25 protein-coding genes, 1 tRNA gene and 1 pseudogene are annotated in these 24,560 nt (G+C 69.9%); 16 read left to right on the top strand and 11 right to left on the bottom strand.

Features of this window, described 5'->3' with window-relative positions; translation table 11 throughout:
- The first annotated feature begins 138 nt into the window (after positions 1-138).
- Positions 139-654, top strand: a complete 516-nt coding sequence (locus tag ASG51_RS10605; RefSeq protein WP_056380687.1) for a DUF533 domain-containing protein — start codon at positions 139-141, stop codon at positions 652-654.
- 3 nt (positions 655-657) lie between these two features.
- Here ASG51_RS10605 and lysA read toward each other — a convergent pair whose 3' ends face one another.
- The 5 genes from lysA to ASG51_RS10580 all read right to left on the bottom strand — a co-directional run bounded on the left by lysA (position 658) and on the right by ASG51_RS10580 (position 4,486).
- Complete coding sequence (gene lysA / locus ASG51_RS10600) at positions 658-1,935, bottom strand: diaminopimelate decarboxylase (protein ID WP_056380684.1); 1,278 nt, start codon at positions 1,933-1,935, stop codon at positions 658-660.
- Positions 1,936-2,045: 110 nt separating this feature from the next.
- On the bottom strand, positions 2,046-2,399 hold the full coding sequence (locus tag ASG51_RS10595; RefSeq protein WP_056274735.1) for a hypothetical protein: 354 nt from the start codon (positions 2,397-2,399) through the stop codon (positions 2,046-2,048).
- A 101-nt stretch (positions 2,400-2,500) separates the two neighbouring features.
- Complete coding sequence (locus ASG51_RS10590; RefSeq protein ID WP_056380682.1) at positions 2,501-2,797, bottom strand: hypothetical protein; 297 nt, start codon at positions 2,795-2,797, stop codon at positions 2,501-2,503.
- Between the two features lie 190 nt (positions 2,798-2,987).
- A complete protein-coding gene (locus ASG51_RS10585) occupies positions 2,988-3,731 on the bottom strand; it encodes a hypothetical protein (protein WP_082513971.1) in 744 nt (247 codons plus the stop codon).
- Positions 3,732-3,865: 134 nt separating this feature from the next.
- Positions 3,866-4,486 (bottom strand): DUF1134 domain-containing protein, encoded by a 621-nt coding sequence (locus ASG51_RS10580; protein WP_082487359.1) that lies wholly within the window; start codon positions 4,484-4,486, stop codon positions 3,866-3,868.
- A 153-nt stretch (positions 4,487-4,639) separates the two neighbouring features.
- On the opposite strand from ASG51_RS10580, the gene ASG51_RS10575 reads away from it, so the two are divergent.
- Positions 4,640-5,122 carry a hypothetical protein gene (locus ASG51_RS10575; protein WP_056380680.1) on the top strand — a complete coding sequence of 161 codons (483 nt, stop codon included), beginning with the start codon at positions 4,640-4,642 and terminating at the stop codon, positions 5,120-5,122.
- A gap of 13 nt (positions 5,123-5,135) precedes the next feature.
- Here the strand turns inward: ASG51_RS10575 and ASG51_RS10570 are convergent, their stop codons facing one another.
- Positions 5,136-6,002, bottom strand: coding sequence for a 3'(2'),5'-bisphosphate nucleotidase CysQ (locus ASG51_RS10570; protein WP_082487371.1), 867 nt, complete (start codon positions 6,000-6,002; stop codon positions 5,136-5,138).
- 142 nt (positions 6,003-6,144) lie between these two features.
- Between ASG51_RS10570 and ASG51_RS10565 the strand changes: the two genes are divergently transcribed.
- From ASG51_RS10565 to ASG51_RS10540, 6 genes are all read left to right on the top strand, one after another.
- Positions 6,145-6,879 (top strand): histidine phosphotransferase family protein, encoded by a 735-nt coding sequence (locus ASG51_RS10565; protein ID WP_056222608.1) that lies wholly within the window; start codon positions 6,145-6,147, stop codon positions 6,877-6,879.
- A gap of 152 nt (positions 6,880-7,031) precedes the next feature.
- Positions 7,032-9,731, top strand: a complete 2,700-nt coding sequence (locus ASG51_RS10560) for a hybrid sensor histidine kinase/response regulator (protein ID WP_056222605.1) — start codon at positions 7,032-7,034, stop codon at positions 9,729-9,731.
- A gap of 32 nt (positions 9,732-9,763) precedes the next feature.
- On the top strand, positions 9,764-10,249 hold the full coding sequence (locus tag ASG51_RS10555; RefSeq protein ID WP_056274868.1) for a chemotaxis protein CheW: 486 nt from the start codon (positions 9,764-9,766) through the stop codon (positions 10,247-10,249).
- Between the two features lie 23 nt (positions 10,250-10,272).
- Entirely contained in the window at positions 10,273-10,656 is a 384-nt protein-coding gene (locus tag ASG51_RS10550) for a response regulator (protein WP_056222602.1), read from the top strand.
- Positions 10,657-10,740: 84 nt separating this feature from the next.
- Entirely contained in the window at positions 10,741-11,919 is a 1,179-nt protein-coding gene (gene cheB / locus ASG51_RS10545; RefSeq protein ID WP_056380677.1) for a chemotaxis-specific protein-glutamate methyltransferase CheB, read from the top strand.
- On the top strand, positions 11,916-12,836 hold the full coding sequence (locus ASG51_RS10540; RefSeq protein ID WP_056380675.1) for a protein-glutamate O-methyltransferase CheR: 921 nt from the start codon (positions 11,916-11,918) through the stop codon (positions 12,834-12,836). Before cheB ends, ASG51_RS10540 begins: the two co-directional genes overlap by 4 nt.
- Positions 12,837-12,984: 148 nt before the next feature.
- Here the strand turns inward: ASG51_RS10540 and ASG51_RS25005 are convergent.
- Positions 12,985-13,422, bottom strand: a pseudogene (locus tag ASG51_RS25005) (response regulator transcription factor); the annotation flags it as partial.
- 1 nt (position 13,423) lies between these two features.
- A partial coding sequence (locus ASG51_RS25000; protein WP_277996207.1) for a response regulator occupies positions 13,424-13,762 on the bottom strand: 339 nt, incomplete at its 3' end.
- 421 nt (positions 13,763-14,183) lie between these two features.
- Here ASG51_RS25000 and fliI point away from each other — a divergent pair.
- The 6 genes from fliI to ASG51_RS10510 all read left to right on the top strand — a co-directional run bounded on the left by fliI (position 14,184) and on the right by ASG51_RS10510 (position 18,700).
- Positions 14,184-15,539 (top strand): flagellar protein export ATPase FliI, encoded by a 1,356-nt coding sequence (gene fliI, locus ASG51_RS10530; RefSeq protein ID WP_056380673.1) that lies wholly within the window; start codon positions 14,184-14,186, stop codon positions 15,537-15,539.
- A gap of 92 nt (positions 15,540-15,631) precedes the next feature.
- On the top strand, positions 15,632-16,039 hold the full coding sequence (fliJ, locus tag ASG51_RS10525; protein ID WP_056380671.1) for a flagellar export protein FliJ: 408 nt from the start codon (positions 15,632-15,634) through the stop codon (positions 16,037-16,039).
- Positions 16,040-16,195: 156 nt separating this feature from the next.
- Positions 16,196-17,245, top strand: coding sequence for a lysylphosphatidylglycerol synthase domain-containing protein (locus ASG51_RS10520; RefSeq protein WP_056274866.1), 1,050 nt, complete (start codon positions 16,196-16,198; stop codon positions 17,243-17,245).
- 169 nt (positions 17,246-17,414) lie between these two features.
- The gene (locus ASG51_RS24060) at positions 17,415-17,561 is read left to right on the top strand and encodes a hypothetical protein (protein WP_156389655.1); all 147 of its coding nucleotides are present in this window, start codon (positions 17,415-17,417) and stop codon (positions 17,559-17,561) included.
- A gap of 56 nt (positions 17,562-17,617) precedes the next feature.
- Positions 17,618-18,064 carry a hypothetical protein gene (locus tag ASG51_RS10515; protein ID WP_056380668.1) on the top strand — a complete coding sequence of 149 codons (447 nt, stop codon included), beginning with the start codon at positions 17,618-17,620 and terminating at the stop codon, positions 18,062-18,064.
- 75 nt (positions 18,065-18,139) lie between these two features.
- Complete coding sequence (locus ASG51_RS10510) at positions 18,140-18,700, top strand: putative sugar O-methyltransferase (protein ID WP_156389654.1); 561 nt, start codon at positions 18,140-18,142, stop codon at positions 18,698-18,700.
- A gap of 99 nt (positions 18,701-18,799) precedes the next feature.
- On the opposite strand, the gene flhA is transcribed toward ASG51_RS10510, so the two are convergent.
- The 3 genes from flhA to ASG51_RS10495 form a co-directional block, all read right to left on the bottom strand.
- Entirely contained in the window at positions 18,800-20,965 is a 2,166-nt protein-coding gene (flhA, locus tag ASG51_RS10505) for a flagellar biosynthesis protein FlhA (protein WP_056222579.1), read from the bottom strand.
- A 113-nt stretch (positions 20,966-21,078) separates the two neighbouring features.
- Entirely contained in the window at positions 21,079-22,323 is a 1,245-nt protein-coding gene (locus ASG51_RS10500; protein ID WP_056222574.1) for a hypothetical protein, read from the bottom strand.
- Between the two features lie 100 nt (positions 22,324-22,423).
- A complete protein-coding gene (locus ASG51_RS10495) occupies positions 22,424-23,077 on the bottom strand; it encodes an ABC transporter ATP-binding protein (RefSeq protein ID WP_055953674.1) in 654 nt (217 codons plus the stop codon).
- A gap of 239 nt (positions 23,078-23,316) precedes the next feature.
- On the opposite strand from ASG51_RS10495, the gene ASG51_RS10490 reads away from it, so the two are divergent.
- Both ASG51_RS10490 and ASG51_RS10485 read left to right on the top strand, forming a co-directional pair.
- A tRNA-Ser gene (locus ASG51_RS10490) sits at positions 23,317-23,406 on the top strand.
- Between the two features lie 503 nt (positions 23,407-23,909).
- Positions 23,910-24,557 carry a DsbA family protein gene (locus ASG51_RS10485; RefSeq protein ID WP_056380663.1) on the top strand — a complete coding sequence of 216 codons (648 nt, stop codon included), beginning with the start codon at positions 23,910-23,912 and terminating at the stop codon, positions 24,555-24,557.
- Positions 24,558-24,560: the final 3 nt, after the last annotated feature.

The following is a 24,560-nucleotide window of genomic DNA, read 5'->3' as shown; positions in this document are numbered from 1 at the left end:
GTGGAGGCGCCGCGCGACGGGGTCAAATCATCCCAGGTGGCGGGGAAGGGCGCCGAGCCAATCCCGTCCGCGATCTGAACCCGCGGCGTCTCTCGCGTGTTGCCGCCTCGCGTTCAATGCGTGAGAAGGATGCCCGCCATGGTCGATGTGAAGCCCCTCGTCGAGGCTCTGGTGCATGCGCGCCGCGGCCGTCTGGCCGCCGGTGCGGCCCTCGGCGGCCTCGCCCTGGTGGCGGGCCTCGCCGCCCGGGCCCTGCGCACGCCGGCCACGCCCGAGGGGGCCGCGGCGCCGGCCGCGCCCGCCGTCGGCGAGGACGAGGCCCGGCTCATGCTCCGCGCCATGGTGGCGGCGACCCTGGCCGACGGGATGATCGACAAGGACGAGCGACAGCGCCTCGATGCGGCGGTCCAGGCTTCCGGCCTCGCCAGGGACGGGGCCGCCTGGCTGGAGGCGGAGATCGCCGATCCGGCCGACCTCGACACCATCGCGGATGCGGTGAACACGCCCGAGCAGGCGACGCGGATCTATTCGGCGGTGCGCCTCTCCGTCCTGGCGGATACGCTGCAGGAGCGCGAATTTCTCAAGCGCCTCGCCGAGGCCCTGGACGTTCCGGGCGAGGCGGTCGACCGGATCGAGGGCGAACTCGCCGCCTGACGCTCACGCCTGCGGGCTCAGCCAGTCCGGCATCCGGTCGAGGGCGATCAGGTCCTCGTAGCTCTGGCGCGGACGCACGATGGCGGCGTCCGCGCCGCGCACCAGCACCTCCGGCACGAGGAGGCGGGAATTGTAGGTGCCGGCCTGCACCGCCCCATAGGCGCCGGCGCTCATCACGGCGATGAGGTCGCCCGGGGCGACCTCGGGCATCTCCCGGGCGAGGGCGATGTAATCGCCGCTCTCGCAGACCGGCCCCACCACGTCGGCCACGAGGCGCGGCGTCTCGGCCGTGGGTTCCCGAACCGGCCGCAGGCCGTGATAGGCCTCGTACAGGGTCGGGCGGATCAGGTCGTTCATCGCCGCATCGACGATGACGAAGGTCCGCCCCTCGGTGCGCTTCACGTAGATCACGCGGGTGACCAGGATGCCGGCATTGCCGGCGATCATCCGGCCGATCTCGAAGACCGGACGCAGGCCCAGCGGTGCGAAATGCGGACGCAGGATCGCCGACAGGGCCGCCGGCTCCGGCGGCGGCGCGTTGTCGTCGCGGTAGGGGATGCCGAGGCCGCCGCCGAAATCGATGTGGTGGAGCGGATGCCCCTCCGCCATCAAGTCGCGGGCCAGGCCGGCCAGGAGGCCGGCGGCGTGGTCGAAGGGAGCCAGGTCGGTGATCTGGCTGCCGATATGCATGTCGACGCCGGAAATCGCGAGGCCCGGCAGGGTCGCCGCGTGGGCGTAGACCGCCCGGGCCCGGCTGATCGGGATGCCGAACTTGTTCTCGGACTTGCCGGTCGAGATCTTGGCGTGGGTCCCAGCATCGACGTCGGGATTGACCCGGATGGAGATCGGCGCCGTCAAACCGAGGCTCGATGCCACCGCGGAGAGCTGGGCCAGTTCCGGCTCGCTCTCGACGTTGAAGCAGAAGATGCCGGCCTTCAGGGCGGCAGCCATCTCGACCTGGGTCTTGCCGACGCCGGAGAAGACGATGCGCTGCGGATCGACGCCCGCCGCCAGCGCCCGGCGCAGCTCGCCCTCGGAGACGATGTCCATGCCGGCCCCGAGGCGGGCCAGGGTGGCCAGCACGGCCTGGTTCGAATTCGCCTTCATGGCGAAGCACACGAGGGCGTCGTCCCCGCCGAAGGCCTTGGCGAAGACCGCGTAGTGGCGTTCCAGCGTCGCGGTCGCGTAGCAGTAGAACGGCGTCCCCACCGTCTCGGCGAGGGCGGTCAGGTCGACATCCTCCGCCTGGAGCCGACCGTCACGATAGTGGAAGTGGTGCATCGGCCTGCCTGCGGGCATCCCGCCCGGGAATTGCGGGCCCCGCGCGCGGCGCGACCGGGCGGGCGCGCCTTCCCGCACGAAGCTGGGGAAAGGGCTCTGGTGATCCGCTTCTACAGCAGCGGGTCGAGCAGGAAAGGCTCCTTGGGCACGACGTAGCCGCGCTTGGCGCCGCGCGTCGTCTTGACCGGCGCCTCGGCGCCCGAGCCCGGCACCGCCAGGGTGTCGAGTTCGTCACCGGCGCGGACCGCATCCGGCTCCGGCGTCGCCGCTTCCCCGCCGAGGCCGACGCTCTGGGGCAGCGCGCGCGGGCTCGCGACGCCGGGCAGGCCGGGCCGCGCCACCGAGCGCGCGGCGGCGGTGCCGGGCGGCGGCTCGAGGGCGCCGCGCCGGCCACAGGCCGAAGCGGACAGCGCGATGAGGCCGATCGCGGCGATCGTCGGCAGGGGGCGGGAACGGAGGAACATCAACGCTTGCGGTCCGGAACGCGGTGGCGGACAGCATAGCCGCTGCGGCTCGGCGATGCGAGCGAAACGGCTACGCTGTCCCGCGCGGCGTCGGGTTGGGCTCAGCCCTTCTTCTTGCCGTCCGTCTTCTGGTAGACGTCGATGGCGCGACGGCAGTTCTCCGAGAGCTTGGTCCAGTTGGTCTGGAAGCACTTGTCGAGGGCCGGATCATCGGTGGCGAGGTTGCCACAATAGGTCAGGTAGTCGCCGGTGCAGTACTTCTTCAGGGTTTCATTGCCGCGCTTCGTCTGCGGGGCGGTCGTGGCCCCTTGCGGCTGCGCCGCGGGCTGAGCGATCGCCGGTGCGGTGGAGACCGTGACGGCGAGGAGGAAGGCAAGCGACGTGAGCTTAAGGGCCATAGGGGGGCGCGGTCCGTCTCAAGAAACAGGGGAATGGGCGATCCGATGAAGCGCCGAGATGGTCGAAACATGGCGCGCGGATGGTCGCCGCGTGGTCAGGCCGCTTTCTACGCCGCGTTTTCCCGTCCGTGCAACGTCCGCGGCGTTTTCCCGCGCACATGACGCGCCGGGTTCGGCCCGTGAGCGGCATTCAGTTGGAGCGCGCCGAAATCGCGTACGCCGAGACGGGCGGAAGCCGGTCGCGCTGCATCAGGCTGTCGGCCACGTCGGAGATCCGGCGGCGCAGATCGGCGGCCTCGCCCTCGCGGCGCGCCATCACTTCGGCCAGGGCTGTCTCGGCCGCATTCAGGCTGGCCCTGAGGGTCTCGCGCTCGGCGACCAGGGCCGCGGTCAGGTCGGGGACCTCGGACCCGGTGGCGGCGGGAGTGCCGGCTGGGTCCGGCGGGACCTGGGCGGACCGCGCGGCGATGAGGTCGTCGAGCACCTCCTGGTGCGCCTGCTCGAGCACCTGCAGGGTGGCGAGGCCCAGCGCGGTCTCCTGGCGCGCCGCTTCCAGATCGCGCTCCACGCCGCCGAGGGTGGTGCGGGTCGCGGCCAGGGCGGCTTCGCGCTCGCTCAAGGTCGCGTCGCGGGCCTCGACCGTGCGGGTGAGGGCGGCGGCCTCCATGGTCCGGGCCCCGATGGCGGCGAGATCGGCGTGGCGATGGGCCTTCACGGCCTCGACCTGACGCTCCAGGCGGCGCTGGGCCACGGCGAACTGCGCCCGCAAATAGTCCTTCTCGGCGGCGACTTCCGAGAGCGAGAGGGGTAGGCGCGCCTCGATGCGGCGCTCCGACAGGCGGGCGGCCCGGGCATTCACGGCGGGCAGAAGCAACAGGGCGCACAGGCTCGCGGCCAGGAAGCCGAGCGCGAAGATCATCACGGTTTCGATCACGCGGAAACGCTCGCTCAACATGCCGTGGACGACAATGACGACGGAGCTGGCCGTCGACCCTCGTCGGCTTGTTTAGCCCATGTCCCCCCGGGATGGGCAAGACGCGCGGGGACACACCCCGGTCGTCCTGCGAATCAGAAGGGATTCCAGGTCGGCTTCGACGTGAACTTGAGATAGCCGATGTTGATGCCCAGCCGGGCGCCGACGCCGGTGCGGATCGGCACCACGACGATGTCGTCGGCGGTCACCGCCGTCATCCCGAAGCCGCCGACGAGGTAGGCGGAGCCGTCGACGCCGCCGAAGCGGCGGTAGAGGCCCGACACGGCCGGCAGGTTGTAGACCAGCATCATGGTGCGGTCGCCGTCGCCGCCGACGTCGAAGCCGATGGAGGGGCCCTGCCAGTAGATCCGCCGTTGCCCGGCATTGCGCGTGTAGAGCGTCCCCTCGCCGTAGCGAACGCCGCCCACGATGGCGCCGGAGGCTTCCTGGCCGAGGATGTAGCCGTTGGGCTCGCCCCAGCGCCGGGTCGCCTCCTCCACCAGCTGGGCGAGGCCGCGCGACATCGAGCCGAAGAAGCGATGGCCGTTGTCGACCAGCTCCTCGGGACGGAACTTGCCGGGCGCTCCGTCGCTCACCGCGAGGGCGCGGGACGAGACGCCGAGGAGGAGGGCGCCCGCCAGCGCACCGACGACGGTGCGCCGGGTCGCAGGTGCGTGCGATGGGCGGGCGCGGACGGCCCGATGGTTCGACGTCATGCCTCGTCCCTCCTGTCTGCCGACATCCGCCCGAGGGCGCTATCGTCTTGCTAACCGAGACCGCGCTATGGACCGGGCTGTCATCCGAGAGACCGTTCCGGCCGGGGCCGGTGCGCCTCGATACGCGGCGATCATGATGCGAAACAAAGCAACATGTGGTTAACGCGCCGTCACCTGCTTCGCGTCGCCGCGGCCGGTGGGCTGCACGCCGCCGGCGCCCGCGCCGCGACCCTGCCGCGCCTGCCCGCGGGCCGCATCGCCCTCGGGGGGTTCGATGCCGTCAGCTATTTCCTCGACGGTCCCGAAGCCGGCAGAGCCGCCTACGAGATCCTCTGGGACCGGCTGACGTGGCGCTTCGCGCGGGCGGCGAACCGGGAGGCCTTCCGCGGCGACCCTGCCGCCTACGCGCCACGCCTCGGCGGCTTCGATCCGATCGGCGTCCTCGCCGGCCGCCTCGTGGACGCCGATCCCCTGATCTATGCGCGCCTGCCCGGCCCGGACGGGATCGACCGGCTCTACCTCTGCCGCAGCAACGCGCACCGGTTGCGCCTCATCGCGGAGCCGCATCTCGCCGCCGAGGCGGAGCTGCGCTGGCCGACGCTGACGGATCAGATCGAGCGGGATTTCCCGGAATGAGGGCGCCCGGCGCTCAGATCCGGTGCGCGTCCTGCGGCGCGTGCCGGTCGGCGGGACGGGTGGACGGGCTGCGCTCGGGCAGGACGAGATTGGCCGCATAGCTCGCGTCGCCCAGGGCGGCGAAGGGACCGTTGCGGTAGTTCCGCGTATAATGCCCGTAGGTCATCGGCCGGCCGGCCGGCGCCACGACGCAGCCACCCGCCACCGTGAGGATGTGGTCGCCGGCCGCCGTATCCCATTCCATGGTCGGACCGCAGCGGACGTAGATGTCGGCCTCGCCGGCGGCGATCAGGCAGAACTTCAGGGCGGAGGCCGCCGACCGGGTCGAGCCCACCCGGAGCGCGCCGAGGCAGGTCTCGGTCTCGATGTCGCCGTGCCGGTTGCTGCGCAGGGCCACCAGCCCCTGGTCCGGCCGCGGCCGCACCGCGATCGGCAGGCGCGCGCCGAGATGTCCGTTCCGGATCTCCGCTTCGAACGCCTGGCCGCCTGCGCCCCAGACCCGGCCGAGGCCGGGGGCGGCCAGAGCGGCGGCGATCGGACGGTCGCCCGCGATCAGCCCGATATTGACACTGTACTCCGCGTTGCCGGCGAGGAAGTCCCGGGTGCCGTCGAGGGGATCCACCAGGAAGAACAGCGGCGCCGGGGGCTGGTCGTAGGACGATTCCTCGGCGATCACGGGAATGCCCGGCCAAGCCCTGGCGAGTTCCGCAAGGATGAAGGCCTCGGATTCGGAATCCGCCTGGCTCGCCGGCGAACCGTCGGGCTTGAGCACGTGCGGGCAGTCGCCCCCGTGGTGCCGCTTCAGGATCTCGCCCGCCCGGCAGGCAATTTCCATCAGGGTCGCCGCAATACGGTCGCGCGTCGGCGCATCGATCGACATGATACCGGTCATGATGCCCGCGCCACCGGCCCTTGTCGACCCGGATCGCGATCCGTCCGGGTGCTTTTCAAAGCTTCCGGCGCCGTCTATCGGTGCCGTTCACGACCGGACGCGGCCCCGAAACGCCTGCGCGGAGCGCACCATGACCCCCCTCAATCTCGACGCCCTCGATCTGTCCGCCCTCCTGTGCTCACGGGTCTGCCACGACGTGATCAGCCCTGTTGGCGCGATCGTGAACGGGTTGGAGGTCCTGGAGGACGAGAGCGACACCTCCATGCGGGAATTCGCCCTGGAGCTCATCGCCAAGAGCGCGCGTCAGGCCTCGGCCCGCCTGCAATTCGCCCGCATCGCCTTCGGGGCCGCCGGCTCGGCGGGCGCCTCCATCGACCTCGCCGACGCCGAGAAGGTGTCGCGGGGGATGTTCGCCGACGACAAGACGCAGCTCGCCTGGAGCGCGCCGCAGGCGCTCTACCCGAAGAACAAGGTCAAGCTCCTGCTCAACCTCGTGATGATCGCCCAGAGCGCGATCCCACGCGGCGGTCTCATCGACGTGGTGGTGCAGGGCGACGGCGAAGCTCCGACCCTGACCCTCAAGAGCAAGGGTTCCCACGCCCGGATCCCCGCCCACGTGGAGCAGATGATCGCCGGCACGCCCGAGAACGGCACCGTGGACGCCCACGGCATCCTGCCGTTCTATGCCGGCCTCGTCGCCCGCGCCGCGGCCATGGACGTGCGCTTTGCGATCGAGGGCGACACCGTGACCATCACGGCGACCGCCACGGCCGCCGCGATGCCCGAGGCGCCCGCCACGGCTCCCGCGGATCCGGAAGCCGATCGCCCGTCGGATTCGGAGCCGCCGGAGACGGCGCTGGCCTGACGCGCGGCGAGTTTCGGCCCATCGGCGGGAGATCGACAAATATTGTCGCGGTCTCCCGCTTTGTCGTTCGGGGTGAAACCCTTCCCTAACCGGTTAGGGGGCAAGGTCGGTCCTGCACAGACTGTAGTGCGCGTATGGACTGAGTACCCCTCATGGACGACTTGTTGCGTGAGTTCCTGACCGAGAGTGCCGAGCACCTCGACACGGTCGATGCCGAGCTCGTCCGGTTCGAACAGGATCCGAACAATCAGACGATCCTGCGGAACATCTTCCGCCTCGTCCATACCATCAAGGGCACCTGCGGGTTCCTCGGCCTTCCGCGCCTCGAAGCCCTGGCGCACGCCGCCGAGACCCTGATGGGCCAGTTCCGCGACGGCATGCCGGTCACCGGCCCCGCGGTCAGCCTCATCCTCGTCACCCTCGACCGCCTCAAGGCGATCCTGGGCGACCTCGAGGCCACCGGGTCCGAGCCGGCCGGCAGCGACGACGATCTCATCGGCGCCCTGGAGGAGATGGCCTCCGCCCCGATCGCCCCCGTCGCCCCCGCGCCCGTCGCGGAGATCACGCTGCCCGATCCGGTCCTGCGCGAGCTGAAGCCCGGCGAGGTCAGCCTCGAGGACCTCGAGCGCGCCTTCATGGAGGCGGAAGGGCCCGATCCGTTCGACGCGTCCGTCGCCTCCGCGCCGGAACCGGTCGCCGCGGCCCCCGAGCCGGTGCGCGAGGCACCCGCCCCGATGCCGGTGAAGGCCGCAGAGGCGCCCGCGAAAGCCGCCGACGCGCCCGCCGCGTCCGACGGCGAGGGGGGCATCGCGAAGGTCCAGACCATTCGCGTCAACGTCGACACCCTCGAACACCTGATGACGATGGTGTCCGAGCTGGTGCTGACCCGCAACCAGCTCCTCGAGATCGCCCGCCGGCACGACGACTCGACCTACAAGGTTCCGCTCCAGCGCCTGAGCCACGTGACGGCCGAGCTGCAGGAAGGCGTCATGAAGACGCGCATGCAGCCCATCGGCAACGCCTGGCAGAAGCTGCCCCGCGTGGTGCGCGACCTGTCGTCGGAACTCGGCAAGCAGATCGAGCTCGTGATGAGCGGCGCCGAGACCGAACTCGACCGCCAGGTGCTCGAGGTCATCAAGGACCCGCTCACCCACATGGTGCGCAACTCGGCCGATCACGGCATCGAGTCGGCCGCCGACCGCAAGGCCTCCGGCAAGCCGCTGCGCGGCACGATCCGCCTCTCCGCCTATCACGAGGGCGGCACGATCACGATCGAGATCGCCGACGACGGCAAGGGCCTCGATCTCGCCGCCATCCGCCGCAAGGCCGTGGAGCGCAAGGTCGCCAGCCAGGCGGAAGTCGAGCGGATGACCGACGCCCAGGTGGCGAAGTTCATCTTCCATCCGGGCTTCTCCACCGCCGCCGCCATCACCTCGGTCTCCGGCCGCGGCGTCGGCATGGACGTGGTGAAGACGAACATCGAGCTCATCGGCGGTGTCATCGACATCAACACGCAGCTCGGCCGCGGCACCACCTTCACCATCAAGATCCCGCTCACCCTGGCGATCATCGCCGCCCTCATCGTCAAGGCGGGCGAGCAGCGCTTCGCGGTCCCGCAGGTCGCGGTGCTCGAACTGGTGCGGGTCGACAAGGCGACGGCGCAGAAGGTGGAGCGCATCAACGGCTCGCCGGTGCTGCGCCTGCGCGAGCGCCTCCTCCCGATCGTCACCCTCACGGGCGTCCTCGGCCAGGACCAGGCCGCCGACGCCGTGGATTCCGGCTTCGTGGTGGTCGCCCAGGTCGGGCGCCAGCGCTTCGGCATCCTCGTCGACGAGGTCTTCCACACGGAGGAGATCGTCGTGAAGCCGATGTCCTCCAAGCTGCGTCACCTGCCGCTGTTCGCCGGCAACACCATCCTGGGCGACGGCGCCGTGGTGCTGATCGTCGATCCGAACGGCATCGCCCAGCAGGTCAGCCAGGGCTCGCAGACCGGCGCCATCCCGGTCGAGGCCGAGGTCGAGGAGGTCGAGGCCGCCGACGCCAAGGCGACGCTCCTCGTCTTCAAGGGCGGCGCCGGCAGCTACAAGGCGGTGCCGCTCTCGCTGGTCACCCGCCTGGAAGAGATCGAATCGGCCAAGGTCGAGTGGGTCGGCGGCCGTCCGCTGATCCAGTACCGCGGCCGCCTGATGCCGCTGGTGCCCGCCGATCCGTCGATCGAGATCCGCACCTCCGGCACCCAGGCCCTCGTGGTCTTCTCCGACGGCGAGCGCGCCATGGGCCTCGTGGTCGACGAGATCGTCGACATCGTCGAGGAGCGTCTCGACGTCGAGATCTCGGCCGACCGCTCGGACCTCATCGGCTCCGCCGTCCTGCGCGGCCGCGCCACCGAGATCATCAACATCGCCCACTTCCTGCCGCTCGCCTACGACGACTGGGCGCGGGGCCCCAAGAAGACGGTCAAGCGCAGCTCGACGCTCCTCCTCGTCGACGACTCCGCCTTCTTCCGCGAGATGCTGAGCCCGGTCCTGAAGGCCGCCGGCTACAGCGTGGTCACCGCGGCCAGTGCCGATGAGGCGGTGGCGGCCCTGCTCTCCAACGGGCGGATCGACGTGGTGGTGTGCGACCTCGAGATGCCGGGCCGCAGCGGCTTCGACCTCGTGGGCGCCATGCGCAAGGTGGAGGGCCGCGTCGCCGGGCTTCCCGTCATCGGCCTCTCCGGCACTATCGGGACCGAGGCCATCGAGCGGGCACGGACCCTCGGCATCGCCGACCTGGTGGCGAAGTTCGACCGCAGCGGCCTGATCTCGGCCCTGGCCGAGCTCGACGTCGCCAGCCTCGCCGTCGCCGCCTGACCGGCCCGCCCCCTTCGGAGTCCACGCCCATGATGCAGGCTGCCAACACCAACGCCGCGGAAACCGTCGGCACCCACGACTTCGTCACCGTGTTCGTTGGCGAGACCATGTTCGGTCTCGCTATCGACCGGGTCCACGACGTCTTCATCCCGGCCGGCGTGACGCCGGTGCCGCTCGCCCCGCCCGAGATCGTCGGGCTCCTGAACCTGCGCGGCCGCGTCGTCACCGCCCTGTGCCTGCGTCGGCGTCTCAGCATGGCGCCCCGCACCGGGGACGGCGCCCAGATGGCGATCGGCCTCGAGCAGGGTGGCGAGACCTTCGCCCTCATCGTCGACGGCGTCGGCGAGGTGCTCAAGCTCGGGGCCGAGACCCACGAGCCGGTGCCGATCAACCTCGATGCCCGCTGGCGCGACCTCACGCTCGGCGTCCACCGTCTCGACGGCCGCCTCCTCGTCATCCTCGACGTCGATGCGCTCCTCGCCTTCGGAACGAACGCCCGCACCGCCGGCGCGGCCTGAGCCCGAGCCAGGAGAAGGACCCGATGAAAACCTGCCTCATCGTCGACGACTCCGCCGTCATCCGGAAGGTGGCGCGCCGCATCTTCGAGACCATGAACTTCGAGGTCGGCGAGGCCGAGGACGGCGAGAAGGCCCTCAGCGCCTGCGGCAAGACCATGCCGGACGCGATCCTGCTCGACTGGAACATGCCGACCATGGACGGCTACGACTTCCTGCGCGCCCTGCGCAAGACCCCGGGCGGCGAGAAGCCCAAGGTCCTGTTCTGCACCACGGAGAACGACGTCGGCGCCATCGCCCGTGCCCTCCATGCGGGCGCCGACGAGTACATCATGAAGCCGTTCGACCGCGACATCGTCACGGCGAAGCTCGCGCAGGTCGGCTTCGCCACCGAAGCCGACGCGGCCTGACGCGGACCTGGACCGGGCATTCCGCCCCGTCCGGGGCCAGTTCCCACCCCGACCGTTCCTCCGCGTCGCTCACAGCGTGAATTCATGATGGCCGCCACCGCACCGACCTTCGCGTCGACCCATGCCGCGCCGCCGCCGCTCGCGGGGCAGCGGGTCCGGGTTCTGATCGCAGACGATTCGGCGGTGGTGCGCGGGCTGGTCGCGCGCTGGATCGGCGAAGCCGGCCACGAGGTCGTCGCCACGGCGGCCAACGGCCGGATCGCCGTCGAGGCGATGGCCCGCCACGACCCCGACGTCATCCTCCTCGACATCGACATGCCGGAACTCGACGGCACCCAGGCCCTGCCGCTGCTGCTCGCCAAGAGCCCCGGCGTCCAGGTCATCATGATGTCGACCCTGACCACCCGCAACGCCGACATCTCCCTGCGCTGTCTCGCCCTCGGGGCCGTGGACTACATCCCGAAGCCCGAGAGCAACCGGGGCGTGACCACCTCGGACGCCTTCCGCACCGACCTGATCGAGCGGGTGCGCCTCTTCGGCTCTGCCCGGGCGCGCAAGCGCGGCGCCTCCGGCGCGCCGATCCCCGTCTCTCCCGGGTCGCACGCGCCCGCACCGGTCTCGGCCCTGCGTCCGACCGCCCCCCTGGTGCTGCGGCCGAAGGCCCGCACCGGCGTCGCGCCCCGCGTCCTGCTCATCGGCGCCTCCACCGGCGGGCCCCGCGCGGTGGGCGAGGTGCTGGAGAAGATCGGCAGCGCCACGCTGCGTCAGTTCCCGGTCCTCATCGTCCAGCACATGCCGCCGGTCTTCACCGCGGTCTTCGCCGAGCATCTCGGCGTCCGCACCGGCCTACTGGCCGCCGAGGGCAAGGCCGACGAGCGCCTGCAGCCGGGCCGGATCTACGTGGCGCCGGGCGGACGGCACATGGGCCTGGGCGGAAGCCGCCAGGACGTGACCATCCGCCTGCATGACGGGCCCGTGGTGAATTTTTGCCGGCCCGCCGTGGACGTGCTGTTCCAGGATGCCGCCGCGATCTTCGGCGCCGCGGCCCTCGCGGTCGTCCTCACCGGCATGGGCTCGGACGGGACGGGCGGGGCCCGCGCGCTGACGGAGGCCGGGGCGGCGGTGCTCGCCCAGGACGAGGCGACCAGTACGGTCTGGGGCATGCCCGGCAGCATCGCCAAGGCGGGACTCGCCCAGGCGATCCTGCCTTTGGGCGAGATCGGCCCGGCGCTGCGCAATCTTCTGACGGGGCAGGGCGCATGACCGACGTCGAGTTCGATTTCCTGCGCGCCTACCTCAAGCCCCGCTCCGGCCTCGCGCTCAGCGGAGAGAAGCGCTACCTCGTCGAGAGCCGCCTCGGTCCGATCTGCCGGCGCTTCAACCTCGCCGATCTCGGGGCGCTGGTGAACGCCCTGAAGGGCGGCCGCGACCTCGCGATGGAGCGGGCTGTGGTCGAGGCGATGACCACCAACGAGACCTTCTTCTTTCGCGACCGCACGCCGTTCGACCTGTTCCGCGACGTGCTGCTCCCCGAGGCCATGGCCCGCCGGGCCGTGCAGCGCCGCCTGCGGATCTGGTGCGCCGCCGCCTCCACCGGGCAGGAACCCTATTCCCTGGCGATGATGCTGCAGGACGCCGCCCCGCGCCTCGCCGGCTGGACCGTCGACCTCGTCGGCACCGACCTGTCGACCGAGGTGCTCGAGAAGGCGAAGGCCGGGCTCTACAGCCATTTCGAGGTGCAGCGCGGCCTGCCCGTGCAGTCGCTCATCAAGCACTTCGAGCAGGTCGGCGAGCAGTGGCGCATCTCGGCCAGCCTGCGGCAGATGGTGGATTACCGCCCGCTGAACCTGCTGCAGCCCTTCGATTCGCTGGGGACGTTCGACATCATCTACTGCCGCAACGTGCTGATCTATTTCGATGCGCCGACCAAGGGCGACGTGCTGGCCCGCCTCAGCGGCAGCCTGGCCGCCGACGGTGCCCTGCTGCTCGGCGCCGCCGAGACGGTGATCGGCCTGACCGAGAAGCTCGTCCCGAACACCAAGCACCGGGGCCTGTACAACCAGGCCGCCGCGTCCCTCGCACCGCAGGCTCGGCCGCTGCCGGTGCTCAACCCCGCCGCCGTGGCGGTCGCGCCGGCCCTGGCCGTCGCCCCGGCGCTGCGCCGGGTGGTCGGCCTCTGAGTGGCATCCGACGGATCGTGGCGCGGGCGCAGGCCCGCGCCATCTGCGCTTGGTCGGTCGACGCCGCGCGGGGGAGGGGACGACGGGTGTCCGCACGAACAAAAAAGGCCCCGCTCGCGCGGGGCCGTTTCGTCGTCCGACCGGTGGTTCAGACGGCGATCCGCTCTTCGCCCTCGTTGCCCCAGACGGTCTCGATGTAGTTCTTGCCCTGGCTGGCGTTCGCCAGCTTCTTGCGCAGCTTGCAGATGAAGACGTCGATGATCTTCAGCTCGGGCTCGTCCATGCCGCCGTAGAGATGATTGAGGAACATTTCCTTCGTCAGCGTCGTGCCCTTGCGCAGCGAGAGGAGCTCCAGCATCTGGTACTCCTTGCCGGTCAGGTGCACGCGGCTGCCGGAGACCTCGACGGTCTTCTGGTCGAGGTTCACGATCAGGTCGCCGGTGGTGATCACCGACTGGGCGTGACCCTTCGAGCGGCGGACGATCGCGTGGATGCGGGCGACGAGTTCGTCCTTGTGGAAGGGCTTGGTCAGGTAGTCGTCGGCGCCGAAGCCGAGGCCCTTCACCTTGTCCTCGATGCCGGCCATNGTGGATGCGGGCGACGAGTTCGTCCTTGTGGAAGGGCTTGGTCAGGTAGTCGTCGGCGCCGAAGCCGAGGCCCTTCACCTTGTCCTCGATGCCGGCCATGCCGGAGAGAATCAGGATCGGCGTCTTCACCTTGGCGACGCGGAGGTTCCGCAGCACCTCGTAGCCCGACATGTCGGGCAGGTTCAGGTCGAGCAGGATGATGTCGTAATCATACAGCTTGCCGAGATCGATCCCCTCCTCACCGAGATCGGTAGTGTAGGTGTTGAAGCTCTCGGACTTGAGCATCAACTCGATGCTCTGCGCGGTCGCGCTGTCGTCCTCGATCAGAAGTACCCGCATCGTCGGTCCCCAGCCCAGCCGGCCGTGTGCAGCGTACGGGCAAGCCCCCGCCGTTCGTTCGCCACCGGCCCGTGGCGAACGCTCCCTCGTCAATGACGTGAAACGCTATTCGTTAATCGTTAACAAACCCTGTTTCACGGACGCAAGCACCCAATTGGACCCGCGGCCCGGCCACGCTTCGAACCGTTGACGATCTGTTCTCGTCCGACCGTCTTCGGGTGTGATGCGAAACCTTCGCATGTCCCCTCAAGTGCCTCACCCGCATGGGCTTGTTGCGCGCTGTCTCTCCGGAACAACGGCACCGGAATGTCGTCGGCCGAACGAAAATTTTTTACGTCCCGGCGTGAGCCGGCGGCGCGCTACAAGCCCGATGCACACAGTGTTAAGGAGGGAGGTAAACGAATGGTTGAGAGACGCGCCGATGACCGATCGCGACCCTAGCATCGGACGCTTGCGCCTGGCTGACGCGCGCAGCGCCCTCGCGGGAATCCAGGTGCTCGAGACCTACGGACGGGTCGTGGCGATTCGCGGCCTGCTGATCGAAGTGGCGGGTCCGGTGGCGGCCATGCGCCTCGGCGGACGGCTCGACATCGCGGTGGAGAACGGCCTCGGCGCCGTGCCCTGCGAGATCATCGGCTTCCAGGGCGATCGGGCGCTGGCCATGCCCTTCGGCTCCCTGGAGGGAGTGCGGCGCGGCTGTCCGGCCCTGGTGCGGGACGAGGCCGCCGGCGCGGTGCGCCCCTCCGCCGCCTGGCTCGGCCGGACCATCGACGCCCTCGGCCGGCCCATCGACGGCCTCGGGCCGCTGCCCCCCGGCCCGGCGATCTATCCGCTGCGGGCCGATCCGCCCCCGGCCCATGCCCGGCAGCGGGTCGGGCCGCCCCTCGACCTCGGTATCCGCTGCATCAACACCTTCCTGACGATGTGCGCCGGGCAGCGCATGGGCATCTTCGCCGGGTCCGGCGTCGGCAAGTCGGTGCTGCTGTCGATGCTCGCCCGCTACACCGCCGCCGACGTGGCGGTGATCGGCCTCGTGGGCGAGCGCGGCCGCGAGGTGCAGGAATTCCTCCAGGACGATCTCGGCGCCGCCGGCCTTGCCCGGTCGGTGGTGGTGGTGGCCACCTCCGACGAGCCGGCCCTGATGCGCCGCAACGCCGCCTACGTCACCCTGGCGATGGCGGAGTATTTTCGCGATCAGGGCGCACAGGTCCTGTGCATGATCGATTCGATCACCCGCTTCGCCATGGCCCAGCGCGACATCGGCCTCGCAGCCGGCGAGCCGCCCACCGCCAAGGGCTACACGCCCACCGTGTTCAGCGAGCTGCCCCGGCTCCTCGAGCGGGCCGGGCCCGGGACGGGGCAGGGGGCGATCTCCGGCCTGTTCACCGTCCTGGTCGAGGGCGACGACCACAACGAGCCCGTGGCCGATGCGGTCCGGGGCATCCTCGACGGGCATATCGTGATGGAGCGCGGCATCGCCGAGCGCGGGCGCTACCCGGCGATCAACGTCCTGCGCTCCGTTTCCCGCACCATGCCTCGCGCCTGCGACCCCGCGCACCTGCCGACGGTGCGCCGGGCCCGTCGCCTGCTCTCCACCTACGCCGACATGGAGGAGCTGATCCGTCTGGGCGCCTACCGGGCGGGCGCCTCGCCGGAAGTGGACGAGGCGATCGCGCTCATGCCCGAAATGGAGGCTTTTCTGGGTCAGGGTAAGGAAGAAGCAACTTCGATCGGCGAGGGTTACCGTCGCCTGGCAGAGATCGTCGGCGCGCCCTGAGAGGACGCCCCGGCTCCATCTCCCGATGCCGGGCCCGGGGCGCGGCCGGTCGCGCACCGGCGAGCCGTGCGTTGCGTGGAGTGAACCCGCCCATGAAATCCCGTGACACGTTGATCCGGCTGCGACGCTTCCAGGTCGACGAGAAGCGTCGGCGCGTGACGCAGATCGAGATGATGAAGGCGGACTTCACCCGCATGGCGATGGAGCTCGACCGCGAGGTCGCCCACGAGGAGAGCCGCGCCGGCATCACCGATCCGGCCCATTTCGCCTACCCGACCTATGCCCGGGCCGCCGCCACCCGCCGGGACAACATGCGCCAGTCGGCCGCCGCCCTCGAGGGGCAGCTCGCCGAGGCCAAGGCCGAGCTCGGCGAGGCCTTCGAGGACCTGAAGAAGATCGAGATCCTTGACGACCGGGAGCGCAGCGCCGAGCGCGTCGCCGAAGCGGCCCGCGACCAGGCCGCCATGGACGGTATTGGCCTCTCGCGCATCCGCGCCTGAGACGGACGGGGTGCCGGCGCCCCGCGGGGCGACCGGCACGAAACCGTCATGATCCCGTGGGATGAGCCATCCCTGCCGGGGCCGCGCGGAACCTTGCTTGCGATGCCGCGCATCGTCGTGCAGGGAGGGCCCGAACAGGGGCGTGTCCGGACCACCATGAAGAAGATCAGCGATTTTATCTGGCCGATCATCGGCCTCGCCGCCGTGATCGGTTCGGGTTACCTGCTCTACAAGGAGTTGGCCGGCATCTCCATGGCGGAGATCAAGGGCAGCTTCGCCGCGATTCCAATCCACCGCTTCCTCTTCGCGGCCCTCTCGACCCTCGTCGCCTACGCGGCGCTCGCCTGGTACGACCGGATCGCGCTCCTGCATCTCGGCGTGCGCCACATCTCGTGGTTCTTCGTCTCGGTCTGCTCGTTCACGACCTACGCGCTCTCCCACAATATCGGCGCCTCGGTGTTCTCCGGCGCGGTGGTGCGCTACCGCGCCTACACCGCCAAGGGCCTCTCCGCGGCCCAGGTCGCGGTCCTGGTGGCGCTCTGCTCCTTCACCTTCGGCCTCGGCACCATCCTGCTCGGCGGCTTCGTGCTCACCGTCCTGCCCGACACCCTGACGCGCCTTAACGGCTACCTGCCGGCGATCCTGACCGACCCCGCCACCGCCCGCATCCTCGGCTGCTGTCTGCTCGCCTTCGTCGCCCTCTACGTCGCGGGCTCGCTGCTGCACCTGAAGCCGCTCACGATCCGCAAGTTCAAGCTCGAATATCCCCGCCCGCGCATCATGGGCCGCCAGCTCATCGCCGCTCCGCTCGAGCTGCTGGGCGCCGCCGGCATCATCTACTTCGCCCTGCCGGAGGCCGGGAACCCCGGCTTCCTCGTCGTGCTCGCGGTCTTCCTCGCCTCGTTCTCGGCGGCCCTGGTGTCGAACGCCCCCGGCGGCCTCGGGGTGTTCGAACTGGTCTTCGTGGTGGCGATGCCCGACATCGCCCGGCCGTCGGTGATCGCCGCGCTGCTCGTCTTCCGGCTGTTCTATTTTTGGCTCCCGTTCCTGATCTCGGTGGTGGTCGTGCTCCTCTACGAGCGCAACCGCCTCGCCTCGGCCCTGCGGGACGAGCCCCACGACGCGGCCGCCCCCGAGCCGCCCTTGACCGCCCCCGGCCTCGACGCCCATGCCCTCGAGCGCCGCATGGAGAAGAAGCCGGTCTGATCCGTCCTCGTAAGGGGAGATCGAACCCGCATCACCCGGTCCGCGACGGCCGGCTTCGGGCGCGAACATCCGGACCCGCTCCCGGGGCTTTCGCGTCGACGACTCCCCGACGGATCGCTGGCTGCGCTAACCGGATCGCGCGCGGATTCGTCCGCTCCGGAGGAGCGGGATGAGGCAGCTTCTGAAATTCGGCCGCGGGACGGAGGACCGCGACCTGTCGAAGGATTTCGATGCCGCGGAATATCTGCGCCTCAATCCCGACGTCGCGACGGCGGTCCAGGACGGAAAATCCGGTCCGCCGAGGTCCACTACCTGAACATCGGTCGGCACGAGGGACGGATTCACGCCCTCTCCGCCGAGATAGTAGCGGCGATGACGGCGGATCTGGGACGGGAGCTGTTCCGCTACCCCTATCGGGCAGTGGGGGCGATGCCGCCCTTCCGGTTCGAGGTGCCGTCCCGGAGCGCGGCGGACCGCGCGATCTGCGAACGGATCATCACAGCCTGGCACGTCTCCGCCGCCGCGGATCCCGGCAAGACCGGCGGGATGTGGGATCAGCTCACCGCCGGCCACACGCGGTTGAAGACGGCCCTGGCGCAGCGCGATCCCGATCTGCTGGCGGATCTCCTCGCCAACATGTCCCAGGAGCACCTCGTCCACGGCCTGGCCATGGGCAAGAGCACGGCCGCCCGCGCCCGCGGCGTGCCGGATCGGCATGCGGCCATCTGGTGCGACCGCCTGCTGCGCCTGGGCGAGGCCCTCGGCGTCTGTCCGGTCCGGTCGCCGGAGCAGGGCGGCACCGATGCCCCCCTCGAATAGCTCGACATCGTTGCCGCGGTGGAAGCGGTCCTGAGCTTCCCGTTGGCGTTCCCCGCCATCGGAGCCCCTTTCGGCGTGGCCCTGCAAGGGTCCGCCTTTCCCGAGCAGTCCTTCATGCATGCCTACGCCGCCTGGCGAGTCGACACGCTCGGCCCCTTCCGGCGCATCGCGGAGATCGGTGGCGGCTTCGGCGGGCTGTGTGCCTATCTGGCCGGCGGTGATCGAACCTACACGATCTACGACCTGCCCTACACGAACCTGCTGCAGGGCTATTTCCTGCTGCGATGCGGTCTGCCCGTCTCCCTGAGCGGCGAACGCCCGGAGCGGATCCAGGTCCTGCCCTGGTGGATGATCAACGATCCCGCCGCCCGGTTCGACCTGGTCATCAATCAGGATTCCATTCCGGAAATGTCGCCGGCAACCGGGCGGGCCTATATCGATCGCATCAAGGAGATCGCGCCGGCCTTCTACTCGGTCAATCAGGAGGCCTCGGCGATGAACCTGCGGGCGGACCGCCAGCTGCGCGTCCCGGAGATCATCAGGGCCGCCGGCGGCTATACGCGGCGATCGCGGAACCTGTTCTGGCTCCGGGACGGCTACGTCGAGGAATTCTACCTCTGCGGCACGACAGACTGATCCGCGTCACCCCCGCGACGGGGCCGACCGCGACAGGCGCGCGCGGCGAACCCGGATGGTCCGCGAGACCGGCTCACCGCCGGGGCGCGGGGTCGCCTCTCAGACCGAGCCGACGGTCCGGAGCCGGGCGCGGGGATGGATCTCCGCCTGGCTCATCACCGGCGTCTCGCGCCGGAAGCGCTCGATGATCGAACGCACGAAGGGCCGGGCCTGGACCGAGGTCACCAGCACGGGCATCTCGCCCATGCGGGCGGCGGTCTCGAAGCGGTCGCGCACCGTGTTGACGAAGTCCGAGAGCTTCGAGGGCTGCATCGCCAGGTAGCGCTCGTCGCGCTCGCCCGCGATCGAGTCGAGGAAGGCCTGCTCCCAGGCCGGCGACAGGGTGATGATCGGCAGCATGCCGTCCGGCCCCTGGTACTGGGCGCAGATCTGGCGGCCGAGGCGGGCGCGGACGTGCTCGACGATGTCGCGCGGGTTCTTCACGTGCCCGGCCACCTCTGCGACGCCCTCGATGATCGCCCCGAGGTCGCGGATCGAGACCCGCTCGGCCAGCAGGAACTGCAGCACCCGCTGGATGCCGGTGGTGCCGATCTGGCTCGGCATCACCTCCTTGAGGAGCTCGGCATGCTCCTTCGAGACCTCGCGCAGGAGCTTCTGCACCTCGACATGGTTCAGGAGCTCGGAGACGTGCGCCTTGATGATCTCGGTGAGGTGGGTGGAGACCACCGTGGCGGCGTCCACCACGGTGTAGCCCTTGAGCTGGGCTTGGTCCCGCAGGGAGGCGTCGATCCAGGTGGCGGGGAGGCCGAAGGTCGGCTCCAGCATGTGCTGGCCGGGCAGCTGCACCTGTCCGCCCATCGGGTCCATGGCCATGAACTGGCCGGGGAAGATCTGGCCCGTGCCGGCCTCGATCTCCTTGACCCGCACCACGTAGGCGTTCGCGTCGAGCTGGACGTTGTCGAGGATCCGGACCGAGGGCATCACGAAGCCGAGCTCGGCGGCGAGCTGGCGGCGCAGGGCCTTGATCTGGTCCGTCAGGCGGTCCTGGCCCTCCGGGCCGTTGACCAGGGCGAGCAGGGCGTAGCCCATCTCGAGCTTGAGGTCGTCGAGCTTCAGGAGGTCGGTGACGGTTTCCTCCTTGGCGGCCGCGGCGGCGGCCACCGCCGAGGCGTCCATCGGCGCACCGTCGGCGTCGAGGGGCGGCGCCTCGCGGGCGACCTTGGCGAAGTGCCAGGCGGCGTAGCCGGACGCGCCGGCGAGCGCCAGGAAGGGCAGCATCGGCATGCCGGGCAGGAGGGCGATCAGCACCATGACGCCCGAGGACATGCCCAGGGCCTTGGGGTAGTTCGCGAGCTGCTTGCCCAGGGCCTTGTCGGCCGAGCCCTTCACGCCCGCCTTGGAGACCAGGATGCCGGCCGCCGTCGAGACGATGAGGGCGGGAACCTGCGAGGCGAGGCCGTCGCCGATGGTGAGCAGGGTGTAGGACTTCGCCGCCCCCAGGAACGGCATGCCCTGCTGGGCGACGCCGATGATGATGCCGCCGATCACGTTGATGAAGGTGATGAGCAGCGCGGCGATCGCGTCGCCGCGGACGAACTTGGAGGCACCGTCCATGGCGCCGAAGAAGGAGGATTCCTCCTCCAGGGCGGCGCGGCGGGCCTTGGCCACCTTCTCGTCGATGAGGCCCGCCGAGAGGTCGGCGTCGATGGCCATCTGCTTGCCGGGCATCGCGTCGAGGGTGAAGCGGGCGGCGACCTCGGCGATGCGGCCCGATCCCTTCGTGATGACGACGAAGTTCACGATGATCAGGATCGCGAAGACGATGATTCCGATGACGAAGTTGCCGCCCATCACGAAGTTGCCGAAGGCCTCGATGACGTGGCCGGCGGCCGCCGTGCCCTCGTGCCCGTGGCCGAGGATGAGGCGGGTGGAGGCGAGGTTCAGCGCGAGGCGCAGCAGCGTCGCCACGAGGAGCAGGGTCGGGAAGACCGTGAACTCGAGCGGATTGTCGATGAACAGCCCGGTCATCATGATCAGCACCGAGATGATGATCGAGACCGCGAGCAGCAGGTCGAGCAGGAAGGCCGGCAGCGGGAAGATGAGCACCGTGAGGATGCCCATCACGGCGGTGGCGAAGAACAGGTCCGTGCGCTTGGAGAGCGCGTTCAGGTTCGCCCGGTTCGGGATCGCGAAGCTCGCGAACTGTGCGAGGCTCCCCCCGGCCCCTCCCGCCGGAGCCGGCGCGCCGGCAGCCGTCTCGCTCATCGTCACCCTCGCTGCCCCCGAGGGTCGGGGGCTCGGCAAGATTTGCCGAGCACAGGGTTAGCGAAGGGTTAACGCCACGCCGTCCGCCGCCCCGCCTGAGCGGAAATACCGCGTCAGGCGAAGTATTTGCGGGTGACCACCGCGAGCGCGAACACCAGTCCGGCACCACCGGCGATGAGGCTGATCATCAAGAGGCGCCGGGGCTCCTGGGAGGATTCGGGCTTCACCGGCTCGACGATCATGCTGAAGAACTCGATCTGGCGCTCCGCGATGATCCGCGCCCGCTCGTTCGCGGCCAGCACCTTGGCGAAGTACTTCTCCGCATCCGCCCGGTCGGCGTCGTAGGCCTCGAACCGGGTGAGGGCGTTCGCCAGGATGCGGCGCTGTTCCGGGTCCTCGCTGGCCGACTGGCGCTCGATCCGCGCGATGTTGTCGTCGAGGTCCTTGATCTGGGCCTTCATGTCCTGGATGCGGCGGGTCTCCGGCGAGAGGTCGCGCTGACTTTGGATGAGCTGGACGGCCAGGTTGATGCGGGCCGTGCGCAGCTCCGACAGGACCTTCAGGTTGCTCTCGTTGGTCTTCTGCGCGTCGAGGACGCCGTCGCGGTTGCGCAGGGCCGCCACCTCGGTGCGGATCTTCAGCATCCGCTCCTCGGCCCGCTTGAGCTCGCGCTGGCTCTCCAGCACCGCGTCCTCGCGGGCCCGGCCGCTGAGGGCGTTCACCATGCGCTCGCTCTCGGCCAGGATCGCATTCGAGAGGTTGAGGGCATCCTGCGGATCGAAGGCGTTCACGGACAGGAGGATGATGCCCGATCCGGACTCGATCTTGGTGTGGACCCGCTCGTGCCAGTACTTGACCAGCTTCTCGATCGGCTTCTCGGGATCGAAGCGCGAGAGGATGTCGATGCCGGGCCGGGAGAACATCTCCCGCAGGGGGTAGGTCTTCTCGATGGCCTCGATCATCGGCCGGCTCATGATGTAGTTCGTCGCGATCAGGCTGTCCTGCGCCACCATCTGCTTCATGGGGGAGCCGGAATTGGTGCCGACCTGATCGGGCGAGGCCTTGTCGACGTTGCCGAGGGCCGGCCGCAGGGCGAAGCGCGACTCGATCACGAAGCGGTCCGACGCGATCACGCCGTAATAGGCGATGGCCGCCAGGGTCGGGATCAGGAAGCAGACCAGGAAGAGCACCGGGATCAGCGGATCCGTCTTCACGTGGCTCTGGTAGGAGCGGATGCCCTTCTTGCGGTCGGCGAAGCGCGAGACGCGGGCGATCTGCTTCAGGGATTCGGCCACCGCGTTCGAGCGGTCGGCCGTGGTCAGCGGCTGACCCTGCGGGTTGCGGATTTCGATGCTCATGCGCCCCGGTATTCCATGTCGTCCGGCCATCCCGCCGCCAGGTTACACCCTTTGCACCGCCGCCGCGGCAAAACCGTGGCCACCGGCGCGCCGGCGCAACTCAGGCGTTCAGGCGGCGATAGACCTCGATGGCGTCGTCGATGCTCTCGTAGACGATCGCCCGCCCGTTGATGATGACGATGCCCTGCTGGCACCAGGTGCGCAGGGTGTCCATGCCGTGGGAGACCATGATCACGTCGGCATTCTCCCGGCGCGCCGCGAAGGCCTCCTCGCAGCGCTTCTGGAAGCGGGCATCGCCCACCGCCGTGACCTCGTCGATGAGGTAGCAGTCGAACGGGATGGCCATGCTCATGCCGAAAGCGAGGCGCGAGCCCATGCCGGACGAGTAGGTCCGGATCGGCACGTCGAGGTAGCTGCCGAGCTCCGAGAAATCCTCCACGAACTCCAGCACCTTGCGCGGGTCCTCGCCGTAGATGCGCGCCACGAAGATGATGTTGTCGCGCCCGGTCATGGCCGGGTGGAAGCCGCCGGCGAAGCCCAAGGGCCAGGACACGCGCGTGGTGCGGACCACGCGGCCCTTCGTGGGCATCTCGGTGCCGGCCAGGAGGCGCAGGGAGGTCGACTTGCCGGCGCCGTTGATCCCCAGGATGCCGTAGCTGGTGCCCGGCTTCAGGGTGAAGGAGACGCGCTCCAGGATCGTCCGGCGATGCCCGTCCGTCCGGTAGACCTTGGTCACGTTGTCGAAGCGGATCACGGCGGAGCACGACTCCCGAAGCCTGGCCCTGCGCGCATCGGCTGCAAAAGCGGCGAATCTGAGAACGCAGCGCCGCGACCCCCGAGGGGCGGGTACCCTCGGGGGGGGAAATCGCACGGGAATCGTCAGCTTTGCCGTTCCGAGGCTTGCACGCCGTCCATGCGGCTTGTACAGGACGCCTCCCGGCGCGATCGCGAAGCCCGGCCGCCCCGGCGGCTGCGAGACGCGGCGACGGGACCGGAGGGGTGGCCGAGTGGTTGAAGGCGCACGCCTGGAAAGTGTGTATACCGGAAACGGTATCGCGGGTTCGAATCCCGCTCCCTCCGCCAGATCCTGACGTCCGACATTCGGCTCGTGCGAGAACGCCCAGCGTTCTCCGCGCATCGCCAAGGCTTTCGTCCTGTTCGAAATGACAGGGCTTCACCCACCCTCCCAAGACTGACGGCGCGCCCCGCCGTCTGTCTTACAGGCTCGGCAGCCCCGCGCATCGTCGCGTCGTTGTCGTCGCCCGGCTGTGTTCGCGGGCGGCACCATCGTCATCCTCGCCCCCACCGCCGGCCACGGTATCCTGCATAGGGCCGGCGAGCGCTGCGGTGAGGACCTGATCGGCGCGCTCTGCGCTGAGTTTAGGCGGGCGTCGGGACATCCGTGGCGCCGCCGGCCCCGGTTCGGTGAATCCGCAGACCGGGCCGCCGCGCAGGGGTCGGGCGACCCAGTCCAAAAATTGGACTCGTCTTGCTGAAAGTCTGGCGCTAAATGACGCCTCATCTGAATTTTGTCGGTTAATTCAGACGAGTCGCGGCGTGCGCAGCCACAAAGCAGGTCCAGGTCCATGCGGTTGACCTTTCTGTTCGATCCCTTGTGCGGCTGGTGCTACGGGGCCGCTCCCGCGTTGGCCTGGATCGCCCAGTCGGGGGCGGTCGCGCTGGACCTCGCGCCCACGGGCCTGTTCGCGGGCGAGGGCGGCCAGCCCATGGATCCCGCCTTCGCGGACTATGTCTGGCAGAACGACCAGCGCATCGCGGACCAGACGGGGCAACCGTTCAGCGACGCCTATCGCGCCCTGATCTTCCGGACGCCCGGCGCCGCCTTCGATTCGGCCTCCGCCACCCTCGGCCTCGTCGCGATCGGACTGACCCGGCCCGGCCGGGAGTTCGAAGGCCTGCAGGCGCTCCAGAAGGCCCGCTACGTCGCGGGCCGGGACACCGCGGATCGCACCGTGGTTGCGGACGTGCTCGCCGGCGCCGGCTTCGCGGAGGCCGCCGGCCGGCTGGAGGAGCCCGACCCCGAACTGCGCAAGGCGACCCGGCATCGGATCGAGGCCGCCGTCCGGATGGCGGCCCGGTTCGGGGCCCGGGGCGTCCCCGCCCTCGTCCTCGCGGACGAGGAAGGCGCCCGACGCCTGCCGAGCGGCATCCTCTTCGGCGACCGGGACAGATTGGCGGCCGAGCTTCGCGCCGGATCGGGAGAAACACTTTGATGG

The sequence above is a fragment of the Methylobacterium sp. Leaf465 genome, assembly GCF_001424705.1.
In the GTDB taxonomy this organism is placed as follows: domain Bacteria; phylum Pseudomonadota; class Alphaproteobacteria; order Rhizobiales; family Beijerinckiaceae; genus Methylobacterium.
This window is presented reverse-complemented; position numbering and strand designations above follow the sequence as displayed.

Bases quoted from the DNA above. Each gene is read 5' to 3' on its own strand.
- ASG51_RS10605 (WP_056380687.1), top strand. From the start codon at position 139: ATGGTCGATGTGAAGCCCCTCGTCGAGGCTCTGGTGCATGCGCGCCGC.
- ASG51_RS10570 (WP_082487371.1), bottom strand. From the start codon at position 6,002: ATGTCGATCGATGCGCCGACGCGCGACCGTATTGCGGCGACCCTGATG.
- ASG51_RS10520 (WP_056274866.1), top strand. From the start codon at position 16,196: ATGAAGAAGATCAGCGATTTTATCTGGCCGATCATCGGCCTCGCCGCC.
- ASG51_RS10550 (WP_056222602.1), top strand. From the start codon at position 10,273: ATGAAAACCTGCCTCATCGTCGACGACTCCGCCGTCATCCGGAAGGTG.
- ASG51_RS10515 (WP_056380668.1), top strand. From the start codon at position 17,618: ATGACGGCGGATCTGGGACGGGAGCTGTTCCGCTACCCCTATCGGGCA.
- ASG51_RS10540 (WP_056380675.1), top strand. From the start codon at position 11,916: ATGACCGACGTCGAGTTCGATTTCCTGCGCGCCTACCTCAAGCCCCGC.
- ASG51_RS10560 (WP_056222605.1), top strand. From the start codon at position 7,032: ATGGACGACTTGTTGCGTGAGTTCCTGACCGAGAGTGCCGAGCACCTC.
- ASG51_RS10565 (WP_056222608.1), top strand. From the start codon at position 6,145: ATGACCCCCCTCAATCTCGACGCCCTCGATCTGTCCGCCCTCCTGTGC.
- ASG51_RS10485 (WP_056380663.1), top strand. From the start codon at position 23,910: ATGCGGTTGACCTTTCTGTTCGATCCCTTGTGCGGCTGGTGCTACGGG.
- fliJ (WP_056380671.1), top strand. From the start codon at position 15,632: ATGAAATCCCGTGACACGTTGATCCGGCTGCGACGCTTCCAGGTCGAC.
- ASG51_RS10595 (WP_056274735.1), bottom strand. From the start codon at position 2,399: ATGTTCCTCCGTTCCCGCCCCCTGCCGACGATCGCCGCGATCGGCCTC.
- fliI (WP_056380673.1), top strand. From the start codon at position 14,184: ATGACCGATCGCGACCCTAGCATCGGACGCTTGCGCCTGGCTGACGCG.
- ASG51_RS10590 (WP_056380682.1), bottom strand. From the start codon at position 2,797: ATGGCCCTTAAGCTCACGTCGCTTGCCTTCCTCCTCGCCGTCACGGTC.
- ASG51_RS10575 (WP_056380680.1), top strand. From the start codon at position 4,640: ATGTGGTTAACGCGCCGTCACCTGCTTCGCGTCGCCGCGGCCGGTGGG.
- cheB (WP_056380677.1), top strand. From the start codon at position 10,741: ATGATGGCCGCCACCGCACCGACCTTCGCGTCGACCCATGCCGCGCCG.
- ASG51_RS10555 (WP_056274868.1), top strand. From the start codon at position 9,764: ATGCAGGCTGCCAACACCAACGCCGCGGAAACCGTCGGCACCCACGAC.
- ASG51_RS10500 (WP_056222574.1), bottom strand. From the start codon at position 22,323: ATGAGCATCGAAATCCGCAACCCGCAGGGTCAGCCGCTGACCACGGCC.
- ASG51_RS10580 (WP_082487359.1), bottom strand. From the start codon at position 4,486: ATGACGTCGAACCATCGGGCCGTCCGCGCCCGCCCATCGCACGCACCT.
- ASG51_RS24060 (WP_156389655.1), top strand. From the start codon at position 17,415: ATGAGGCAGCTTCTGAAATTCGGCCGCGGGACGGAGGACCGCGACCTG.
- flhA (WP_056222579.1), bottom strand. From the start codon at position 20,965: ATGAGCGAGACGGCTGCCGGCGCGCCGGCTCCGGCGGGAGGGGCCGGG.
- lysA (WP_056380684.1), bottom strand. From the start codon at position 1,935: ATGCACCACTTCCACTATCGTGACGGTCGGCTCCAGGCGGAGGATGTC.